The following is a 20,012-nucleotide window of genomic DNA, read 5'->3' as shown; positions in this document are numbered from 1 at the left end:
GGGGGGGGGGGGGGGGGGGATGCGGTGGGTAGCCTGGGGGGATGACTCCGGAGCTCGCCGCACGCATCGTGGCGGACTCCCGGGATCGCGTTTCCTGGGTGCGCGCCCGCTCGCGCGGCATCACCGCCACCGACGTCGCGACCCTCACCTCCGAACGCGCCATCGCGCGGGCAGCCGACGCGAAGCTGCTCGGATCCGGCTTCTCGGGAAACGCCTTCACAGCACACGGCCGCGCGCGCGAGCCGGAGATCGCGGCATGGGTGGCGGCGACCCATGGCATCCAGCCCTCGAGCGCGCTGTTCCACGCCGTCGTCGAGAAGCGACACCTCGCCACGCCCGACGGCATCGGGGTGGACACGAGCGGACACGTCGTGCTCGCGGAGATCAAGACGACGAACAAGGCCTGGCGCTCGATCCCCCGCTCCTACCTCCGGCAGGTGTGGTGGCAGCAGCACGTGCTCGGCGCCGAGCGCACCCTCGTCGCGTGGGAGCAGCACGACGACTTCGTCCCGATCCACGACGAGCCCCGGTGCCAGTGGGTGGATCGCGACGAGGTCGAGATCGGCAAGCTCGTCAGCCTCGCGACCGCGCTGATCGACGAGCTCTACCACCGCACGCAGCTCGGCAGGTCGCTGCATGCGCGCACGGCGCCGCCCCGGCGCGATCGACAGCCCTACCGCGCGCTCGCGCTGGCCGACTAGGCCGCGCCGACGGCGAACACGCGCTTCGCCTCGGCATCCCACACCCGCATCCGCACCGCACGCACACGGGATGGCGCGTCGCCGACGAGGTCGAGCGCTTCGGCGAGACGGTCCACCGGCATTCGTCGAGCGAGCGTCACATGAGGGGTCCAGGCGTCGGGGACCGCGTGCGGGATGACGCGCTCGGCGCCGCCGAGCCGCGCGACGACCTCCCGCTGCAGCGCGAGCAGGTCGGCCGCGACGATCACGGGGCAGGCAAGCACCCTGCGCGGCCCGTCTCCGAACAGGATGATGCCGGACAGCGCGAGCTCGAGCGGCAGCCGACCCGCGAGACCCGACAGCAGCCGCGCATCCTCGGCGCCGGCGCGGTCGGTCCCGTCCAGGACGGCGAGCGTGACGTGCGGCGCGTTCGTCGCTCCGGCATGGCGACCGGCGCTCGGCAGCCCTCGCTCGATCAGCGCGTCCCATGCGCGCCGCACCCCGGCGTCGCTCTCCTCGTCGAAGACGAGCTCCACGCTCCTCATCCCGCCATCATCTCCCGTGCCGCCACCGCAGCACAGAGCACCACGACCGTTTTGGTTGACGCAGATCAACCATCTGCGTATAGTTGACGCAGATCAACCTTTGTGCGCGTCACCGTCGCCGCCGCGTTCCGCTCTTCGTCACGAGGTCCTCATGTCGCAACCCCTCTCCGAATCCGCCACCACGCCGCGCGACCGTCGCCGAGTACTCCAGGCCCTCATCGGCCTGCTGCTCGGGATGTTCGTGTCGATGCTCGCCTCGACGGTCGTCTCCACCTCGCTGCCGGTCATCATCCACGACCTCGGCGGGGATCAGGCCGCCTACACCTGGGTGGTGACGGCCACCCTGCTCACGACCGCGATCTCGACCCCCATCTGGGGCAAGCTCGCCGATCTGTTCGACCGCAAGATGCTCATCCAGATCGCCATCACGATCTTCGTGCTCTCCACCGCGGCCGCCGGTTTCTCGCAGGACACCACCATGCTCATCGCGTGCCGCGCGGTGCAGGGCATCGGCGCCGGTGGGCTCGCAGCTCTCAGCCAGGTGATCATGGCCGACATCATCAGCCCGCGCGAGCGCGGCCGCTACATGGGCCTGTTCGGCGCCGTGATGGCCGTCGCCACCGTCGGCGGGCCCCTCCTCGGCGGCGTCGTCACCGACACGCTGAACTGGCGCTGGAACTTCTTCATCGCCCTCCCCTTCGCCGTGGCCGCACTCATCATCCAGCAGCGCACGCTGCACCTTCCCACCCGCCCCAAGAAGCGGGTGCGCATCGACTACGTCGGCATCGTGCTCCTGAGCACCGCCGTCTCGCTGCTGCTCATCTGGGTCACCAACGCCGGCACGTCCTATGACTGGTGGAGCACGGAGACGATCCTCATGGTCGGCGGAGCCGTCGTCGCGGGCGTGCTCTTCGTCGTCGTCGAACTCCGCTCGACCGAACCCCTCGTGCCCCTGACGCTGTTCCGCAACCGCACCTTCACCCTCGCCGTGATCGCCTCGATCGCGACGGGAATCGCGATGTTCGGCACGTCGGTGTTCCTCAGCCAGTACATGCAGATGGCTCGAGGCGCCACGCCCACCGAGGCCGGTGTCATGACGATCCCGATGATCGCGGGCCTGCTGCTCGCATCCGTCGTCGTCGGAGCGCTCATCACGCGGCACGGGCACTGGAAGCCGTACCTCATCGCCGGGGCCGTGCTCCTGATCGCCGGTTCGTACACCCTGTCGACCATCCACTACGACACGAACTTCGCCCTCGTGTCGCTGTACATGTTCCTTCTGGGCGCGGGCGTCGGCACGACGATGCAGAACCTGGTCCTCATCGTGCAGAACACCGCACGCCCCACCGAGATGGGGGTGGCCAGTTCCGGCGTGACGTTCTTCCGGTCGCTCGGCGGCACGGTGGGCGTCTCGGTGATGGGAGCCACGCTCGCGAGTTCGGCATCGAACCTCGTCGCCGAGCGCCAGAACGACATCGGTGCGGCCCTCGCGGCACTCGGGGCCGACGGTGCGCAGATCGCCGCCCAGCTGCAATCGGGAACGATCCCGCAGGTCGCGACGCTGCCGGAGAGCCTGCGGGTGATCTTCGAAGACGTGTACGCGACCTCGATCGCGCACGCGTTCCTCATCGCCGTGCCCGTCGCGGTGGTGAGCCTCATCGCGATCGCCTTCCTGCCGAACGTGCCGCTCACGCGCATGACCACGAGCGAGCGGATCGAGGCGACCGAGGCCGACCTCGCCACCGTCTCGGTGAGCGAGGGGATGGATGCGCTGGCCGCCACCGGCACGATCACCACGCCGTCCGCGCCGGCGGAGCCGCGCGACACCGACGCCGGCCGCGAGCGCCGCTAGGGTCGACAGCGATGAGCGGATCGGAACCGGGACCCGGGGCGGCGGCGCACGACGTCGCGACCAGCGACGCCCACGTCGCCGCCACGCGCGCTCTCGAGGCGGAGTTCGGGCAGCTGATCGCGCAATTCCGCGTTCTGCTCGCCGAACAGGCCGCGCGCGTGAGCCCCGGCATGCTCCCGGGCGCCTACAAGACCTTCACGACGATCACCCGCATGGCACCGGTCTCCAGCTCCGCGCTGGGCGAGGCGCTCTTAGCCGACAAGGCCCAGGTCAGCAGGACGGTGCGCGACCTCGAACGACTGGGCCTCATCCACCGCTCGCCCGATCCGGAGGACGGCAGGGTGAGCCTGCTCGCCCCGACCGAGGAGGGGTTACGCCGGCTCGAGACCGCTCGCGACCCGCAGCGCAATTCGCTCATGCGCCGCATGTCGACCTGGGACGTCGATGACATCCACACCCTCACCCGCCTCCTCCGCGCCCTGCGCGAGGACGCCGACACTCCTTAGCGGCACGGTGACCGCGTCGTAACACGGTCGAGACAAACTCGCGATTGACTGTTCCCACAGGCAACACGAGTGCCGATGTCGGCACGCAGGGAGGGGGCGACCGATGAAGTTCCGGCCGCTGCGACCGATATCCGTGGCGCGCGAGATCGCGCTGCCGGATCCGCCCGAGACGATGCGAGCCGTCGTCTTCGACGAGACGGGAGATCCGGATGTGCTCCACACCGCCACGCTCCCCGTACCGGCTCCCGTCATCAGCGAACTGCTCGTGCGGGTGGTCGCCGCCGGCGTGAACCCCATCGACGCGAAGACGCGCGCGGGACGCGGCGTATCGGGCGCGATCACCGCCCTGCCGAGCACGCTCGGGTTCGATTTCAGCGGCATCGTAATGAACGCGCCGTACGAGGCGCATCCCTTCCCGCCCGGAACCGAGGTGTACGGGATGGTGCCCTTTCCCCGATCGGGCGGCACCTACGCCGAGTACGCGGTGGTGCCGACGCTGTCGATGGCGCGCAAGCCCAGCACGCTCTCGCACGTGGAGGCGGCCGGTGTGCCGCTCGCGGCCCTCACCGCGTGGGGCCTGGTCGTCGAGACCGCACACGCCCACGAGGGTCAGCGGGTGCTGATTCACGCCGGCAGCGGCGGGGTGGGTCACTTCGCGGTGCAGTTCGCGACGTACTTCGGCGCGCACGTGACCGCCACCGCCTCGGGCCCGAACGCCACGTGGCTGCGCGAGCTCGGCGCCTCGGTGGTGATCGACTACTCCTCCACCCGCTTCGACGAGGTCGTCGGCGACATGGATGTCGTCATCGACCTCGTGGGCAACGCCGATGGCAGCACCGGCACCCGATCGCTGTCGGTGCTGCGGCCCGGCGGCCTGTACATCATGGTGCCCACCGGCTCCTGGCCCGGCTACGCGGAGGCCGCCGCCGAGGCGGGCGTCCGCGCGACCTCGTACAAGGTGCTGCCCGACGGCAACGCCCTGGCGACGATCGCACGCCTCCTCGAGTCGGGTGCGATCCAGGTGTACATCGACCGCGTCTACAGCCTCGACGAGGCCGCCACCGCCCATCGCGAACTGGAGCGCGGCCACACCCGCGGAAAGAGCGTGCTGCGCATCGGCGACGACTGACGCTGCTCATTCACGACGCAGCGCGCGCGTCGCCTCCGCCGAGACCTCGTCGGCGATCCGGTCGAGCACGTGCGAGCGCAGGTTCCACTGCTGCCAGTGCAACGGCACATCCAGCGGGGGACCGTCGAGCACGAGGAGTCGGCCCGCGCGCACCATGGGAAGCGCCTGCGCCTCCGGCAGCATGCCCCAGCCGAGTCCGAGCGCGATGGCCGTGGCGAAGTCGGCCGAGGCGGGCACGAGGTGGGTGGGCACGGCCGCCGGGTCGACCCCGGCCGCGCGCAGCCATCGGTTCTGCAATTCGTCCCGTCGGTCGTAGTTCACCACGGGCGCGGCCGTGAAGCCGGCCTTCCCCTCCCCCAACCAGGCGTCGGCGAACCCCGGCGCGGCGACGGGAAGATACCGCAGCGCGCCGAGCGGATGCGCACGGCACCCGGCCACCGCGACGGCAGACGAGGTGACGGCCGCCATGACGCTGCCGCGCGCGAGGAGGGTCGCGGTGTGGTCCTGATCGTCTCGGTGCAGGTCGAACACGACGGGGAGCTGATCCGCCACGCGTGCGAGGGGCGCGAGGAACCACGTCGACAGCGAGTCCGCATTGACCGCGATCGGCACGCTCACGCGGGTATCGGCCGCCGCCACGCCGAGCTCGACGGCCGCCTCGTGCTGCACCAGGGACAGCTGCCGGGCGAGACGCACGACCACCCCGCCGGCGTCCGTTGCGCGCGGCGGCTTCGCCCGCACGAGCAGCACCCGTCCGACCAGCTCCTCGAGGGCCTTGACCCGCTGGCTCACCGCCGAGGGCGTGACGCGCAGACGCCTCGCTGCGGCATCCATGCTGCCTTCGTCGACGATCGCCGCCAGCGTCTCGGCTCCCTCGAGAGGAATCTGCACCATAAGCTCCGCTCATGTTCGATAAGAATCATTCGCTGTACTTCCTCTCACGCCGAGCATAGCGTCGAGTCGTGATCGACTCCTTCCTCGCTGGGATCGCCCTCGGGCTGTCGCTCATCATCGCCATCGGCGCGCAGAACCTGTTCGTGCTGCGCCAGGGGCTGAAGCGTCAGCACGTGCTCCTGGTCGCGACGATCTGCACGCTGTCGGATGCGGTGCTCATCGCCGTGGGGGTGTCGGGCATCGGAGCGCTCCTGAATGCTCTCCCGGGTCTCATCGGCGTGGTCCGGTGGGTGGGAGCGGCTTTTCTCGTCGGCTACGGGCTGCTCGCCCTGCGGCGGGCGTTCCGCCCCGCCTCGAACGGACTCGCGGCCGTCGGCACGGCATCCACCCCGACCCCCGGAGCGAGTACCACGGCCACCGCGACCCGCACGCGGACCATCGTCCTCACGGTGCTCGCGCTCACCTGGCTCAACCCGCACGTCTACCTCGACACCGTCTTCCTCCTCGGGTCCATCGCCACCACGCACGGCGACCAGCGCTGGGTCTTCGCCGCCGGCGCCATGCTCGGCAGCGCGATCTGGTTCTCCGCACTCGCCTTCGGAGCGAGGCTCCTCAGTCGCTGGCTGGCACGCCCGCGCGTCTGGCGCGTGCTCGACACGGCGTTCGCGGTCATCATGATCGCGCTGGGGATCAGCCTCGTGCTGCCCCACTGACTCCGCCGCATCCCGTCTCCGACCCTGGCGCGGCGCGCGTGCTCAGGGCAGGATGAGCGGATGAAGCGTGTGCACGTCATCGTCAGCGGCGACGTACAGGGGGTGGGATACCGCTACACCGCGCGCGGCGTCGCCGAGCGGATCGGCGTCGCCGGGTGGATCCGCAACCGCCCCGACGGAACGGTCGAGGCCGAGATCGAGGGCAGCGAGGAACAGGTCACCTCGATGCTGGCCTGGATGGATCAGGGGCCGCCGGGCTCCCACGTACGCGAACGGGTCGTGTCGGATGCGCCGCTCGAAGGCGCCGGGGGATTCCAGGTGCGACGGACCGGGTGAGGCCCTCTGTCGCTCCCCGTCAACGTGGCGTGACGGGCGTCTGCACGCCGCACGCCGCTTCGATGTCGCGAGCCGCCGCGAACGCGACATGGTCTGCGCCGGCATCCGAGATCGCCTGCACGCCGGTCGGCAACCCATCGGCGGCCCGTCCCGTCGGCACCGCGATCGCCGGGAGCGCGAGGTAATTGACGGCGACGCTCAAGCGGTACCGCCGCCACCAAGATCCCGCGGTCTCGGCGTCGGCGAGGTCGGCGTCCGCGAGCGGCGGCCGGGTCTCGGAGACGGCGCCGATGAGCACGGGATGCTCGCGCACGAAATCCTGCCAGGCGGCGGCGACCACCGCGCGCCGCGCCCAGACGGCGGCGTATTCCTCGACCGTGTCCAGGTGGGTCTGCGCGCCTCCCGCGAGTTCCAGGAATCGCCCCGCACCGCGCCCGAGGGGCGGATCCCACCGGCTCGGCTCATAGGCGTTCTGCATCTCGGTCGTCGAGAGCAGACGCCACCCGGTCACCGCTTCGTCGAGACGCGGCGGATGCCCCTCGACGAGTTCCCAGCCGGCTCGTCCCAGCGACTCCGCCGCCGCATCCAGGGCCGCCGCGTTCTCGTCGCTCTCGCCGTCGCCGAACGGGTCGCGGAGGATCGCCGCGCGGCGCGGTCCGTCGTATCCCCGCGGGTGCGGCCGCGTGACCGCGAACGGATCACGCCCGTCGGCGCCGTGCACGATCCCGAACACCAGGTCGGTGTCGCCGACGTGCCGCGTGAGGATCCCGGCGGTGGAGAACTGTTGGATCGACAGCGGCACCGGTTCGGTCCGGTGCGCTGTCGAGGAGGCGAGCCGACCGCCGGTCGGGCGGAAGCCCGTGACCCCGACGGCGTTCGCCGGCACGCGCAGCGAACCGCCGTAGTCGTTGCCGAGGCCCACGGCGACCATGCCCGTGGCCACCGCCACCGCGTCTCCCCCGCTCGACCCGCCGGGTGAGTGCGCGGCGGACCACGGGTTGCGGGTGCGGCCGAACAGATCGTTCTCCGTCTCCCAGCGCATGCCGAAGTCGGGCATGTTCCCGCGACCGAGCGGGATGGCGCCGGCCGCGAGCATCCGCGCGACGACGGTCGCGTCGTCCGCCGGCACGGCCGCGCGAGCCCCGCGCCATCCGTGCGTGGTCGCCGACCAGGTGAGGTCGATGTTCTCCTTCACCGAGAACGGCACACCCGCGAGCGGCCCCGGGTCCTCCCCGCGAGCGAGGCGCGCGTCGATACGACGAGCTCGATCGCGCGCGCGGTCGTCGAACACCGTGGTCAGAGCTCCGACCAGCGGGTTCACCTCGTGGATGCGCGCCAGGTGCGCCGCCACGACCTCGCTCGCGGAGACCACGCTCGCGCGCACCGCGTCCGCGATCTCGGCGGCGGATGCACGCCACAGCTCGGGGGGCGGGGTCATGTCGTCATTCTCCCAGAACGACGGAACGGGCCCCTCCGGAAGGAGGGACCCGTTGTGGTCAGCCGGTGGCTCAGATGGCGTTGACGTCCAGCGGGATGCCGGGGCCGAACGTGGTCGACACGGCGCCCTTCTGGATGTAGCGGCCCTTCGAGCTCGACGGCTTCAGGCGCACGATCTCCTCGAGGGCGACCTTGATGTTCTCGTCGAGCTGGTCGGCCGAGAACGAGGCCTTGCCGACGATGAAGTGCACGTTGGCGTGCTTGTCGACGCGGAACTCGATCTTTCCGCCCTTGATCTCCTCGACGGCCTTGGCCGGGTTCGGCGTCACCGTGCCGGTCTTGGGGTTCGGCATGAGGCCGCGGGGTCCGAGGACCTTTCCGAGACGACCGACCTGGCCCATCAGCTCCGGGGTGGCGACGGCCGCGTCGAAATCGGTCCATCCGCCGGCGACCTTCTCGATGAGCTCGGTGCTGCCGACCTCGTCGGCGCCCGCGGCGATCGCGGCCTCGGCGGCCGGACCGTTCGCGAAGACGATGACGCGCGCGGTCTTACCGGTGCCGTGGGGCAGGATGACGGTGCCGCGCACCATCTGGTCGGCCTTGCGGGGGTCGACGGCGAGCTTGAGCGCGACCTCGACGGTCGAGTCGAACTTCGCCGAGCCGGTCTCCTTCGCCAGGGCGACGGCCTCGGCAGGCGTGTAGAACTTGCCGTCCTCGATCTTCGAGGCTGCGGCTGCGTAGGACTTGGACTTGGTAGCCATTCTCGTTACTCCCCTCAGTCCTCAACCGTGATGCCCATGGAACGGGCGGTGCCGGCGATGATCTTCGAGGCGGCCTCGATGTCGTTCGCGTTGAGGTCGGGCTGCTTGGCCTGGGCGATCTCGCGCACCTGGTCCTTGGTGATCTTGCCCACCTTGACGGTGTGGGGCGTGGCCGAGGCCTTCTGCACGCCGGCGGCCTTCTTGATCAGCTCGGCGGCCGGAGGGGTCTTGAGGACGAACGTGAAGCTGCGGTCCTCGTAGACGGTGATCTCCACCGGGATGACGTTGCCGCGCTGCGACTCGGTCGCGGCGTTGTACGCCTTGCAGAACTCCATGATGTTGACGCCATGCTGACCGAGCGCGGGGCCGATCGGCGGCGCCGGGTTGGCGGCACCGGCGTTGATCTGGAGCTTGATCAGGCCGGTCACCTTCTTCTTCGGTGCCATTTCCTTTTCCTTTCATCGAACCGGATGCGGCTTGCGCATCCTGCTCTCCCGCAGACCCGGCGGTTCCGGGCAGCGGTATCCCGCGGACGGGAAGTCTTGTGGGTGTCAGACCATCTTCGTGACCTGGTCGAACGACAGCTCGACCGGGGTCTCGCGCTCGAAGAGCGAGACGAGCACGGTGAGCTTGCCGCTCTCGGGCTTGATCTCGCTGATCGAACCGGGAAGACCCGCGAACGAGCCCTCCTTGATCGTGATGGTCTCGCCGACCTCGAAGTCGACCTCGGCCTGAACGGTGCGCGCCTGCGTCGGCGACCCCTTCGCGGCGGAGCCCTTCGCGGGCGTGGTCTCCTTGACCTCGACGAGCGACTTCAGCATGTTGAAGGCCTCTTCGAAGCGCAGCGGCGTCGGGTTGTGGGCGTTGCCGACGAAGCCGGTGACGCCCGGCGTGTGGCGCACGACCGACCAGGTGTCCTCGTTGAGCTCCATGCGCACGAGCACGTAGCCGGGGATCCGGACGCGCGTGACCATCTTGCGCTGCCCGTTCTTGATCTCGACGACGTCCTCCATGGGGACCTCGATCTGGTAGATGTCCTCTTCGACCTCGAGCGTCGACTTGCGCTGCTCGATGTTGGCCTTCACCTTGCGCTCGAAGCCGGCGTAGGAGTGGATGACGTACCACTTGCCCTCGAGCGAGCGGAGCTCGGCGCGGAAGGCCTCGTAGGGGTCCTCCTCGACCTCGTCGACGATCGCCTCGGCGGCGGCGACATCGGCCACCAGCTCGGGGTCGACGGCGGGCTCGTCCTCGTCGCCGTTCACGTCGGGACCGTCGTAGGGGGCGACCTCGTCGGCGGCCTCGGCCTCGCGCTCGGTCTCCTCCTCGGCGAGCGAGTCGGTGAGCACCTCGGCGGCGGCCTCGGCCTCGTCGGTGCGGTCGATGTTCAGAGCGTCGTTCACGATGGCGTCTGCTTCCGGGTCGGTGGTGTCCACATCGTCCAGCGAGGTGTCGGTGTCGTCGTCGGCTGACTCGTCGACGACGTGGATGGCGACGTGCTCCGCCGACGTGCTGGCCTGCTCCTCGCGCGCGAGCTCGTTGCCCTCCTGGGCCTCGTCGTCCTCGGAGGACTGCTCCGCGGCGGTCGCCCAGTCGGCGTCGTCGACATATCTTTCAGACAATTGCTTCTCTTCCGTGTCGGTGGGCGCACCAGGCGCACACCACCCGCTGTTCGACCGGTGGGATCAGGCGCCGTCGGGAACGCCGAAGACGACCTGCGTCGTCCAGGCGAAGAGCACGTCGAGACCGTAGACGATCGCCATCATGACGACGACGAAGCCCAGCACGACCGCCGTGTACTTCACCAGCTCCTTGCGCGTCGGCGTGACGACCTTGCGCAGTTCGGCGAAGACCTGACGGATGAACAGGGCGATGCGCGCGAAGACGTTCGGCTTCTTCTCGCGCGGCCCGTCGCTCGACGCGACGATCTCGCCCTTCGGTTCGTCCTGGACCATCAACCCACCTGTTGTATCTTCCGTGTGTCAGCTTGCGCTGACGCGCAGGGCGGACAGGAATCGAACCTGCAACCTGCGGTTTTGGAGACCGCTGCTCTGCCAATTGAGCTACCGCCCTAGAGACTCTCGCGAGCCCCGAGGTTCCACACTCCTCGCCCGCTTCCGATCGAGAGGATGCGACCCGCACGGCGGGCACGGCGAAAGAATGCAGAAAAGTCCTGCTCTCCCCAGTGTACGGCATGCCCACACGACCGGCGAACCCGGCCTCACCCGCGCGGATGGCGCCGCACCCGCCTCAGCCCGGCTGCACGGCGTCGCGATCGGGCTCTTCCCCGCGCGCGAACGCGCGGCCGGTGAGCTCCGCGGGAACGACGCGCACGTAGTTGTACTTCACCGTCGGTATCCACGGCTTGAGCGGGAGCCGATCCGCCGCCTCGACCTCGTCGAGCGCATCCAGCCGACGGGCGTGACCGCGCACGACCACGCTCCACGCACGGTCGTCGGTCCAGTGGTCGACTTCGAAGAGCACGTGGTCGTTGACCGTGAGCTCCAGCAGCTTGCTGCCCTCAGCGGTGCGGAACACCAGCGAGCGTCCGTCCAGGACGTAGTTGACGGGGAAGATGTCGAGGACGTCGCCGACATGGGTGACCAGACGACCCAGCTGGTGGGATGTCAGATGCTCCCAGCACTCGTGCTCGTCGAGGATCGTGACCGCGTCGCCGAACTCGTTCATGACCCCATCCTGCCCCCGGCGCACGGCGCGCGCCAGGGGGCCAGCGCGTCAGGCGATGCGGATGAGCTTCTTGTTCACGAACTCGTCTGCCGCCAGCAGACCGAGCTCGCGCGACGTGCCCGAACGCTTGATGCCGCCGAACGGGAGCTCCGGCGAATCGGCGAGCACCAGGTTGACGTAGACCATGCCGGCGTCGATGCGATCGGCCACCCGTTCGGCCTGCTCCGCGTCGGTGGTGAACACGTACGAGCCCAGACCGAAAGCCGTGTCGTTGGCGATCCGCACGGCGTCGTCCTCATCGGCCGCACGATAGACGACACCCGCTGGGCCGAACAGCTCCTCGCCATAGACGTCCATGTCGCTGGTCACGTCGGTGAGCACCGTGGGCGCGATGTAGGCGCCCTCCCGCGTGCCGCCCGTCGTGAGCGTCGCGCCCTGCGCCACGGCGCGGTCGATCTGCTCCTGCAGACGATCCGCCGCCGCCGACGACGACAGTGGGCCGAGCACCGTGTCCGCCGCGAACGGGTCTCCCATCACGGTCGCCGCCATCGCCGCGGTGAACTTCGCCACGAACGCGTCGTAGAGCTCGTCCACAACGATGAACCGCTTCGCCCCGTTGCACGCCTGACCGTTGTTGTCGATGCGCGCGTCGACGGCTGCATTGACCGTCGCATCCAGGTCGTCGGTGGAGAGCAGGATGAAGGGGTCGGATCCGCCGAGCTCGAGAGCGACCTTCTTGAGGTGACGGCCCGCGAGTTCGGCGACGGCCGACCCGGCCCGCTCGGAACCCGTCACCGACACCCCCTGCACGCGGGGGTCGGCGATGACCACCGCTGCCTGCTCGTTCGTGGCGTAGAGGTTCACATATGCGCCGTCCGGAAGTCCGGCGTCGGTGTAGATGGCCTCGAGCGCTGCCGACGATTCCGGGCACTGCGGCGCGTGCTTGAGAAGGATGGTGTTGCCCACCGCGAGGTTGGGGGCGGCGAACCTCGCCACCTGGTATGCCGGGAAATTCCACGGCATGATGCCCAGCAGAACACCGATCGGCGCCCGGCGGATCACCGCCGTCCCCTCACCGAGGATGTCGATGGGGGTGTCGCCGGTGATCTGGTCGATGTGGTCGGCGTAGTACTCGACGATGTCGGCGGCGAAGTCCACCTCCCCCTCGGCTGCAGCCAGCGGCTTGCCCATCTCGCGCACGATGATCGCGGCGAGCTCGTCGCGGCGTTCCCGGTGGAGCTCCGCGATGCGCCGGATCACCGCGGCACGCTCCGAGGGCGGAGTGACGCGCCACGACCGGGCAGCCGCGTGGGCACGGCCCACCGCTGCGTCGAGGTCGGCGTCGCCGATGGTCGGATACGTGGCGAGGGTCTCCCCGGTGGCGGGGTTGACCACGGCGTAGTCGCTCATGTGATTCCTTTCGTTCGGCCGGTCAGCGCCGGCGGCGCCGGAGGCTCTCAGGGGCCGCCATCGAGAGGGTGCGACCGCGGAAGAAGTCGGGGCGTTTGACGGCCTGCCACACCATGATCACCACACCGACGACGATGATCACCATCCCCAGCACGAAGACGAGGCCCAGTCCGCCGACCGACGAGCCGCTGCCGTAGTCGGGATCCATCGAGTCCACCAGGGTGGTGACGAACAGCACGGCGAGGATGATGCCGCCCACGAGCGGGAAGATCAGGGTGAAGACGGCGCTGCGCACCGAGTCGAACCACTGGTGTCGGAAGTACCACACGCACGCGAAGGCCGTGATGCCGTAGTAGAAGCAGATCATCATGCCGAGCGTCGTGATCGTGTCCCACAGCACGTTCTCGCTCACGAACCTCATCACCGCGTAGAACGCCGACGCGACGAACGCCGAGACGAGGGTCGCGAATCCGGGCGTGAAGAACCGCGGGCTGACCTGCGCGAAGCGGCGCGGGAGGGCGCCGTAGTGCCCCATCGCGAGCAGGGTGCGCGCCGGACCCACGAACGTCGACTGCAGCGAGGATGCCGAGCTGGTGAGCACCGCGAGCGAGACGAGGAACGCGAGGGGGCCGAGGATCGGCCCGGCGAGCGCGAAGAAGACGTTGTCCTGGATGTCGGGGTTGCCGAGGCCGAACTCGCCCTCTCCCGTGCCCGCGTACATCAGCAGAGCCACGGAGATGAGCAGGTAGAGGATGACGATCGTCACCACCGTGAGGGTCGCCGCGCGCCCGGGCGTCTTGTCGGGGTCCTTCGTCTCCTCGTTCATGGTGAGGGTCACATCCCATCCCCAGAAGATGAAGATCGACAGGGACAGCCCCGCGGCGAAGGCGCTGAACGACGACACCGCGAACGGGTTGAACCACGACAGGTCGAACGGGGTCGCCTCGAACGCCGAGCCGTTGGAGAACTCCACCAGCGCGGCACCGGCGAACAGCACCAGCACGAGCACCTGGAAGCCCACCAGCACGTACTGCAGCTTCTGCGTCGTCTGCATGTCGCGATAGGACACGAAGGTCGCCCCCGCCATGAACAGCAGGCAGACGATCACGTTGATGACGGGGTTCGCGGCGAGGTCGGCGATCTCGGGCGCCCCGCTCAGCTGCGCGATGAGCAGGAACAGGAAGTCCACGGCGATGCCGGCGAGATTGGACAGCACGAGGATCGTCGCGGCCACCAATCCCCAGCCAGCCATCCAGCCCACCCACGGACCGAAGGCGCGCGCCGCCCAGGTGAAGGAGGTTCCCGAGTCGGGCATCTCCCGGTTCAGCTCCCGGTACCCGAAAGCGACCAGGAGCATCGGGATGAACCCGACGAGGATGATCGCCGGCACCTGCACGCCCACCTCCGACACGGTCGGCCCGAGGGCGGCGGTGAGGGTGTAGGCGGGAGCGATGCAGGAGATGCCGATGACGACGGCACCGATGAGGCCGACGGTGCCGGCGGAGAGTCCCTTGCGGGAGATGCCGCCGGCGTCGTCGCCGGCGGCGGGAGCGAGGGGCGCGGCGCCACCGGGAACGCTCATCGCCGCCCTCCTTCCTGGGTCGGGGCGGTGCGCGTGCGCGGCACCACGATCATGGGGACGGGCAGTTCGTGCAGCATCTTCGCCGCGGTCGAACCGAGGAACAGCCGGCGGGGCTGGGCGAGGCGGCTGGAACCGACGAAGGCGACTTCACCCGGGGTCCACTCCAGCGCGGCCACGGCGTCTTCGATGGACTCGCCCTGCCCGACCACGACATCGGCCCGCACATCCGCGGGCAGGTCCGCCCGCGCGGCGACGAGTACTTCGTCGGCGTGCGCGGCTCCCGCGATCCGGATGACACCGGTGTCGACGGTGGGCGGCAGGTCGACCGTGACCAGCGAGAGCAGGCGCAGCGGAGCGCCGCTCGCCCGCGCCAGGTCGACGGCTGCCCCCATGAGCACGTCGGCGCCGGGGCGCATGCCGATCGCGGCGGTGACCCGGTCGAGGGGACGTGTCGCGTCGAGGTCGCGGATGCCTCGGGGCGCCAGCGCGACCGGAACGTCCGACGAGTGCAGCAGCTCGGTGGCCACCGACCCGAGCCGGTGACGCCCGCGCAACCCGCCGCGACCCGCGCCGATGACGATGTGCGATGCGCCCAGGTCGTGGGCGGCGGCGATGAGGCCCGACGCGAACGACTCGTCGTCGCGCACGTGCGTGCGCACCTGGACACCGTCGGGTGCACGGTCGGCCGCCTCTCGCAGCCACGCCTGCGCCTGCTCGTGCAGGTACCGCTCGTATCCGGGATTGGTCGGGGTGATGACGCTGCGTCCCTCGGCCGGGAGCACGACGACGATCTCGAGCACGGCGCCGGTGGCGAGGGCCAGGCGCGCGCCGAGCGCGACGGCGTCGGCCCCGGTGTCGGTCGCGGTGTACCCGACGACGACGTGCGCGGTCATGACCGGTCCTCGGCGACGATGTCGGCGGCGACGAGGCGGCCCATTCGGATGGCACCGTCGACGTGCTGGAAGCCCGCACCGGCGATGTCGCTGCAGGCGAATCGGATCGGCCCGACCGGGGTGCGAAGGTCCGCGCCGTAGCGCTCGAGCCCGCCGAGGTCGAAGCTGGCGGCGTAGGCGCCGCGCGTCCACTCCTCGCTGCCCCAGTCGCTCTCGTAGTACACGACCGGATCCTTCGCCTCGGGCCCGTAGTAGTGCGACAGAGACTCCAGGATGCGCTCCTTGCGCTCCGCATCCGACAGCCGGAAGAGGTCGTCGGCAGTGCGGTCGGAGACGAATCCGACGAGCGTGCCGCGCGGATCGCCGTGGTTGGTGTTGTCGTAGGCCTCGTGGGCGAGCTCGTACGGACTGAACGCGGTGCCGGACAGGCCCTGGTCACGCCAGAACGGCCGGTCGTACACGGCGTGCACCTTGATGACGAACCCCATCGACAGGTGCTGGTGCATCTGGTGCTGCAGACGCGGCAGCGGCGGGACGAACGTGATCCGGTCGTACAGCACGGGCGCGAGCGCGAGCACCGCGTGCCTCGCCTTCACCGTCACGCCCTCGGCACTCGCCGTCACGGTGTCGCCGGCCCATTCGAGCGCGCGCACCGGCGCGCCCAGGATGACGTCGGACCCCAGCCGCTCGGCAAGCAGCAGCGGAACCTGCTGCAGTCCGCCGACGACGCGCTTGTCGAGGATGAAGTCCGCGTCGACGAGATTCGAGTACGACCCGGCCGACGCGGCCATGAGCAGCGACTGCAGCAGCGAGAAGGTGTGGGTGGGCTTGGTCAGCATCGCCGAGCCCGTCGCGAAGGCGAGGTTGCGCACCGCCTCGTCGTCGTCGGTCTGCTCGCGCAGCCACGCGTCCCAGGAGATGCGGTCCCATTCCGCCGCCTTCTCGTGCGCCCAGGGCCGATCGGGATCGATCTCGGCGACCATCGCATCCAGGCGCTCGGTGAGCTCGGCGATGACGCGCTCGGTCTCCGCCGACACCGGGAACATCTCTCCGGTGAAGCGCCGGGCGACCCCGTCCGGGCCGACGTAGACGCTGTCACCCTCGCGATACCGGGAGAACGTCGACAGCCCCAGCTCGGCGATGGTCTCGATGAGCGCATCCTGATCGGGCGAGACCCACTGGCCGCCGATCTCGAGCATCGCGCCGTCGATCTCGTCCGTCCACAGCCGTCCGCCGACGCGATCGCGGGCCTCGAAGACGGCCACCGAGAGACCGGCCTTCTTCAGTTCATGCGCAGCCGTCAGACCCGCCGCACCGGCGCCGACGACCACCACATCACGGGTGAGTTCGCGCATCGTGCTCCTTCGCATGGGGATGTCGTGATCGCCGGCCCCGCGTCCCCTTCCGCGGGCCGGCGGGAGTCGTCAGTCGGCGTCGGGCCTCGGTGCGTCGTCGTCGCTCAGTCGCGGCGCCGTGCCCGACTCGGCGGCGTCGATCTCGCGTGCGAGCACGTCCATCGCCTCGTGCAGCAGGTCGTCGCCGATCGACAGCGGCGGCAGGAACCGCAGCACGTTGCCGTACGTGCCGCACGTCAGGACGATGACGCCCTCGGCGATGCAGGCCTTCGCGACCGAGGTCGTCAGGGCCGCGTCGGGCGCGCCGGTCGCCGGGTCGACGAACTCCGCCGCGACCATCGCGCCACGTCCGCGGACCTCGCCCAGGCGCGCATCGCCCGCCTGGATCGCGGCGAGGCGATCGCGCAGGATCCCGCCGATCTCGTCGGCACGATGCGCGAGGTCGTCGTGCTCGAAGCTCTCGATCGCGGCGAGGGCCGCCGCGCAGGCGATCGGGTTGCCGCCGTAGGTTCCCCCGAGGCCGCCGAGGTGCGAGGCGTCCATGATCTCGGCGCGGCCGGTGACCGCCGCCAGCGGCAGTCCGCCGGCGATTCCCTTGGCGGTCGTGATGAGGTCGGGGACGATCCCGAACAGGTCGCTCGCGAACATCGCACCGGTGCGGGCGAAGCCGGTCTGCACCTCGTCGGCGATGAAGACGACGCCGTTCGCGCGGCACCAGTCGACGAGGGCGGGCAGGAAGCCGTCGGCGGGAACGATGAATCCGCCCTCGCCCTGGATGGGCTCGATGACCACCGCCGCGAGGTTCTCCGCGCCGACCTGCTTCTCGATCTGCGAGATGGCGCGGGCGGCGGCTTCCGGTCCCGACAGTCCGTCGCGATACGGATACGACACCGGCGCGCGGTAGACCTCGCCGGCGAACGGACCGAAGCCGCTCTTGTAGGGCATCGCCTTCGCCGTGAGGGCCATGGTGAGGTTCGTACGGCCGTGGTAGGCGTGATCGAACGCGACCACGGCGGGGCGGCCGGTGTGCTTGCGCGCGATCTTCACCGCGTTCTCGACGGCCTCCGCGCCCGAGTTGAACAGGGCGCTCTTCTTCTCGTGATCACCGGGTGTGAGCCGGTTGAGGGCCTCGGCCACCGCGACGTAGGACTCGTAGGGCGAGATCATGAAGCACGTGTGCGTGAACTGCGCCACCTGCTGCTGAACCGCGGCGACGACGGCGGGGTGGGCGTTGCCGACGGTGGTCACGGCGATGCCGGATCCGAGGTCGATGAGCGAGTTGCCGTCGGCGTCGACGACGACGCCCCCGCCGGCGGCGACCGCTTCGACGGGCACCGTGTGACCGACACCGGCACTCACGGCGGCCGCCTTGCGGGCGAGCAGCGCCCGTGACGCCGGGCCGGGGATCGCGGTCACGAGACGGCGCTCTTGAGGGAGAGTGGGTCCGCCGACGGGCACGGTCTCGAGGGCAGTGGTGCTCATGGGGGCGAGCGTAGGAGCGCGGCACCGTTGTTCGCACCGGCCGGCATGTACATTCTTGATGCGAACCTATACGAGCCGTACAGCATCCGAGGAGGCCGCATGCCCACCGCCCCGACGCACCCCACCGTCGCGTCGCTGCTGCGTCGCGGCGATCTGTCTCTGCGCTTCCTGGACACCGTCGACGAGGAGCAGCTGGCGCGCGAGGTGCGCTGGGTGCACTCCAGCGACCTGGCCGATCCCACGCCGTTCCTCTCGGAGGGACTCGTGCTCCTGACGACCGGACGCCAGTTCGACGGCGTCACCGACGACGCCTATGCGCCGTACGTCGCGCGACTGGCCGACCGGGGCGTGGCCGGCGTGGGATTCGGCACCGAAGTCGTGCGCGACGGCGTTCCCACTCCGCTGATCGACGCCTGCCGAGCCGCGGGCATGCCGCTGTTCGAGGTGCCCTACCGCACGCCGTTCATCGCCGTCGCGCGAGCGAACGCCGAAGATGTCGCAGCCACCTCCTACGCCCGCCGCACGTGGGCGCTGTCGGCGCAGCGGGCGATCGCGCTCGCTGCGCTCCGGCCCGATGGGCTCGGGGCGACCGTCGCCGAGCTCGCGCGTCAGCTCGGCGCGTGGGTCGGGCTGTTCGATGCCGCCGGCGAGCTCTCCCGGCAGCATCCCGCCAACGGCCTCGAGCCCGCGACGGCGACCACGTTGCGGGAGGAGATCGGCGCGGTGCTGCGGCGCGGGGCACGCGCCGGGTCGTCCCTGCGAATCGGCGCGACCCCGTTCACCCTGCAGACGCTCGGACGCGGCGGGCACCTGCGCGGGGTCATCGCGATCGCAGCCGGCGACCTCGATCGCGAGGGGCGCGGGGTCGTCACGGCCGTGATCGCCATGGCGGGGCTCGCGCTCGAACAGCACGGCGACCTCGCCCGCGCTCGCGGCGCGCTGCGGGCCGGGGTGGTGCAGTCGCTGCGCGGCGAGGACTCCGCCGCCGCACGACGCATCGCCCGAGACGTGTGGGGGCCGCTGCCCGAACCGCCCCTCGCGGTGGCCGTGACCGACGCGAGCGCCGCCTGGTCCGACGCGCTCGCCGAATACCTCGAAGTGCGGGCGGACGAGCGCCGCGGCACGCTCTTCTTCGGGCGGAGCGACGACGGCCTCGTGATCGTCGCACCGGCATCACGCATCGACGTGCTCGACGATGTCGTGGAGCGGTTCGGATGCCGCATCGGCGTCGCCTCCCCCGCGACCTACGACACCTTCACGCGAACGATGGAGCAGGCCCGCGTCGCCCGGGACCGCGGCGACCGCGGCGTGATCCGCTTCGCCGACGTCGCCCGCGCCGGCATCCTCACCGCTCTCGACACGGCGGATGCCCGCGCCCTGGCCTCCGCAGCCCTGCACCCGCTCGTGGTGTACGACGCCGCCCACGGCGCGGAGCTGCGTGAGACGCTGCGCGCGTGGCTCGGTGCGGACTGCTCGCACGAAGCGACCGCCCGTGCCCTCGGCGTGCACCGCCACACCGTGCGCGCCCGCCTCTCATCGGCCGAGAAGGTGCTCGCGCGCGACCTCGCCTCCTTCGCCGTGCGCGCCGAGCTGTGGGCTGCGTTCCAGGCCCTCGAACCCACCCCCTGACACCGCCCGCGCCGCGCGCCTTCCCCGTCCGCGCCACACCTCGGACGCGAACGTGCTCCGCAGTCACTTGATGCGGGTGTCGCCTCAGCAGACCCGCACGACGTGACTGCGGAAGATGTGTCG

The 20,012-nt window shown here is 70.3% G+C and carries 20 protein-coding genes and 1 tRNA gene; 7 read left to right on the top strand and 14 right to left on the bottom strand.

Going from position 1 to position 20,012, the window contains the following annotated elements; genetic code table 11:
• The first annotated feature begins 41 nt into the window (after positions 1 to 41).
• Positions 42 to 701, top strand: a complete 660-nt coding sequence (locus B3S45_RS08490; RefSeq protein WP_194384740.1) for a YqaJ viral recombinase family protein — start codon at positions 42 to 44, stop codon at positions 699 to 701.
• Here the strand turns inward: B3S45_RS08490 and B3S45_RS08485 are convergent.
• Positions 698 to 1,225, bottom strand: a complete 528-nt coding sequence (locus tag B3S45_RS08485) for a 2'-5' RNA ligase family protein (RefSeq protein WP_286719748.1) — start codon at positions 1,223 to 1,225, stop codon at positions 698 to 700. The genes B3S45_RS08490 and B3S45_RS08485 overlap by 4 nt on opposite strands.
• Positions 1,226 to 1,376: 151 nt before the next feature.
• Here B3S45_RS08485 and B3S45_RS08480 point away from each other — a divergent pair, with 151 nt between their 5' ends.
• The 3 genes from B3S45_RS08480 (at position 1,377) to B3S45_RS08470 (ending at position 4,712) form a co-directional block, all read left to right on the top strand.
• A complete protein-coding gene (locus tag B3S45_RS08480; RefSeq protein ID WP_286719746.1) occupies positions 1,377 to 3,077 on the top strand; it encodes an MDR family MFS transporter in 1,701 nt (566 codons plus the stop codon).
• A gap of 11 nt (positions 3,078 to 3,088) precedes the next feature.
• Positions 3,089 to 3,583 carry a MarR family winged helix-turn-helix transcriptional regulator gene (locus B3S45_RS08475; protein ID WP_286719743.1) on the top strand — a complete coding sequence of 165 codons (495 nt, stop codon included), beginning with the start codon at positions 3,089 to 3,091 and terminating at the stop codon, positions 3,581 to 3,583.
• A 103-nt stretch (positions 3,584 to 3,686) separates the two neighbouring features.
• The gene (locus tag B3S45_RS08470; RefSeq protein WP_286719742.1) at positions 3,687 to 4,712 is read left to right on the top strand and encodes an NADP-dependent oxidoreductase; all 1,026 of its coding nucleotides are present in this window, start codon (positions 3,687 to 3,689) and stop codon (positions 4,710 to 4,712) included.
• 6 nt (positions 4,713 to 4,718) lie between these two features.
• Here B3S45_RS08470 and B3S45_RS08465 read toward each other — a convergent pair whose 3' ends face one another.
• Positions 4,719 to 5,606 carry a LysR family transcriptional regulator ArgP gene (locus tag B3S45_RS08465; protein ID WP_286719739.1) on the bottom strand — a complete coding sequence of 296 codons (888 nt, stop codon included), beginning with the start codon at positions 5,604 to 5,606 and terminating at the stop codon, positions 4,719 to 4,721.
• A gap of 68 nt (positions 5,607 to 5,674) precedes the next feature.
• Here B3S45_RS08465 and B3S45_RS08460 point away from each other — a divergent pair, with 68 nt between their 5' ends.
• Together B3S45_RS08460 and B3S45_RS08455 are read left to right on the top strand one after the other, a co-directional pair.
• Positions 5,675 to 6,319 carry a LysE/ArgO family amino acid transporter gene (locus B3S45_RS08460; protein WP_286719736.1) on the top strand — a complete coding sequence of 215 codons (645 nt, stop codon included), beginning with the start codon at positions 5,675 to 5,677 and terminating at the stop codon, positions 6,317 to 6,319.
• 60 nt (positions 6,320 to 6,379) lie between these two features.
• Entirely contained in the window at positions 6,380 to 6,655 is a 276-nt protein-coding gene (locus tag B3S45_RS08455) for an acylphosphatase (protein ID WP_194384734.1), read from the top strand.
• Between the two features lie 19 nt (positions 6,656 to 6,674).
• Here the strand turns inward: B3S45_RS08455 and B3S45_RS08450 are convergent, their stop codons facing one another.
• From B3S45_RS08450 to gabT, 12 genes are all read right to left on the bottom strand, one after another.
• Positions 6,675 to 8,093 carry an amidase gene (locus tag B3S45_RS08450; RefSeq protein WP_286719733.1) on the bottom strand — a complete coding sequence of 473 codons (1,419 nt, stop codon included), beginning with the start codon at positions 8,091 to 8,093 and terminating at the stop codon, positions 6,675 to 6,677.
• A 70-nt stretch (positions 8,094 to 8,163) separates the two neighbouring features.
• Positions 8,164 to 8,853, bottom strand: a complete 690-nt coding sequence (gene rplA, locus B3S45_RS08445; RefSeq protein ID WP_071043778.1) for a 50S ribosomal protein L1 — start codon at positions 8,851 to 8,853, stop codon at positions 8,164 to 8,166.
• A 14-nt stretch (positions 8,854 to 8,867) separates the two neighbouring features.
• Positions 8,868 to 9,299, bottom strand: coding sequence for a 50S ribosomal protein L11 (gene rplK, locus B3S45_RS08440; protein WP_071043779.1), 432 nt, complete (start codon positions 9,297 to 9,299; stop codon positions 8,868 to 8,870).
• A gap of 105 nt (positions 9,300 to 9,404) precedes the next feature.
• Entirely contained in the window at positions 9,405 to 10,472 is a 1,068-nt protein-coding gene (nusG, locus tag B3S45_RS08435) for a transcription termination/antitermination protein NusG (RefSeq protein ID WP_071043780.1), read from the bottom strand.
• Positions 10,473 to 10,535: 63 nt separating this feature from the next.
• Positions 10,536 to 10,805, bottom strand: a complete 270-nt coding sequence (gene secE, locus B3S45_RS08430) for a preprotein translocase subunit SecE (RefSeq protein ID WP_194384732.1) — start codon at positions 10,803 to 10,805, stop codon at positions 10,536 to 10,538.
• 45 nt (positions 10,806 to 10,850) lie between these two features.
• Positions 10,851 to 10,923, bottom strand: a tRNA-Trp gene (locus B3S45_RS08425).
• Positions 10,924 to 11,100: 177 nt separating this feature from the next.
• A complete protein-coding gene (locus tag B3S45_RS08420) occupies positions 11,101 to 11,538 on the bottom strand; it encodes a pyridoxamine 5'-phosphate oxidase family protein (protein ID WP_194384731.1) in 438 nt (145 codons plus the stop codon).
• A gap of 48 nt (positions 11,539 to 11,586) precedes the next feature.
• The gene (locus B3S45_RS08415) at positions 11,587 to 12,948 is read right to left on the bottom strand and encodes an NAD-dependent succinate-semialdehyde dehydrogenase (RefSeq protein ID WP_286719728.1); all 1,362 of its coding nucleotides are present in this window, start codon (positions 12,946 to 12,948) and stop codon (positions 11,587 to 11,589) included.
• Positions 12,949 to 12,970: 22 nt separating this feature from the next.
• Positions 12,971 to 14,530, bottom strand: a complete 1,560-nt coding sequence (locus B3S45_RS08410; RefSeq protein WP_286719725.1) for an APC family permease — start codon at positions 14,528 to 14,530, stop codon at positions 12,971 to 12,973.
• Positions 14,527 to 15,423 (bottom strand): universal stress protein, encoded by an 897-nt coding sequence (locus B3S45_RS08405; protein WP_286719723.1) that lies wholly within the window; start codon positions 15,421 to 15,423, stop codon positions 14,527 to 14,529. Before B3S45_RS08405 ends, B3S45_RS08410 begins: the two co-directional genes overlap by 4 nt.
• Positions 15,420 to 16,778: a flavin monoamine oxidase family protein gene (locus tag B3S45_RS08400; protein ID WP_286719720.1), complete on the bottom strand. Its 1,359-nt coding sequence runs from the start codon at positions 16,776 to 16,778 to the stop codon at positions 15,420 to 15,422. The genes B3S45_RS08405 and B3S45_RS08400 overlap by 4 nt, the downstream gene beginning before the upstream one ends.
• A 69-nt stretch (positions 16,779 to 16,847) precedes the next feature.
• A complete protein-coding gene (gene gabT / locus B3S45_RS08395) occupies positions 16,848 to 18,260 on the bottom strand; it encodes a 4-aminobutyrate--2-oxoglutarate transaminase (RefSeq protein ID WP_286719719.1) in 1,413 nt (470 codons plus the stop codon).
• A gap of 99 nt (positions 18,261 to 18,359) precedes the next feature.
• Between gabT and B3S45_RS08390 the strand changes: the two genes are divergently transcribed.
• Positions 18,360 to 19,889: a PucR family transcriptional regulator gene (locus B3S45_RS08390; protein WP_286719718.1), complete on the top strand. Its 1,530-nt coding sequence runs from the start codon at positions 18,360 to 18,362 to the stop codon at positions 19,887 to 19,889.
• Positions 19,890 to 20,012: the final 123 nt, after the last annotated feature.

This window comes from Microbacterium sp. UBA1612 (assembly GCF_002321605.1).
Lineage (GTDB): Bacteria > Actinomycetota > Actinomycetes > Actinomycetales > Microbacteriaceae > Microbacterium > Microbacterium luteum.
This window is presented reverse-complemented; position numbering and strand designations above follow the sequence as displayed.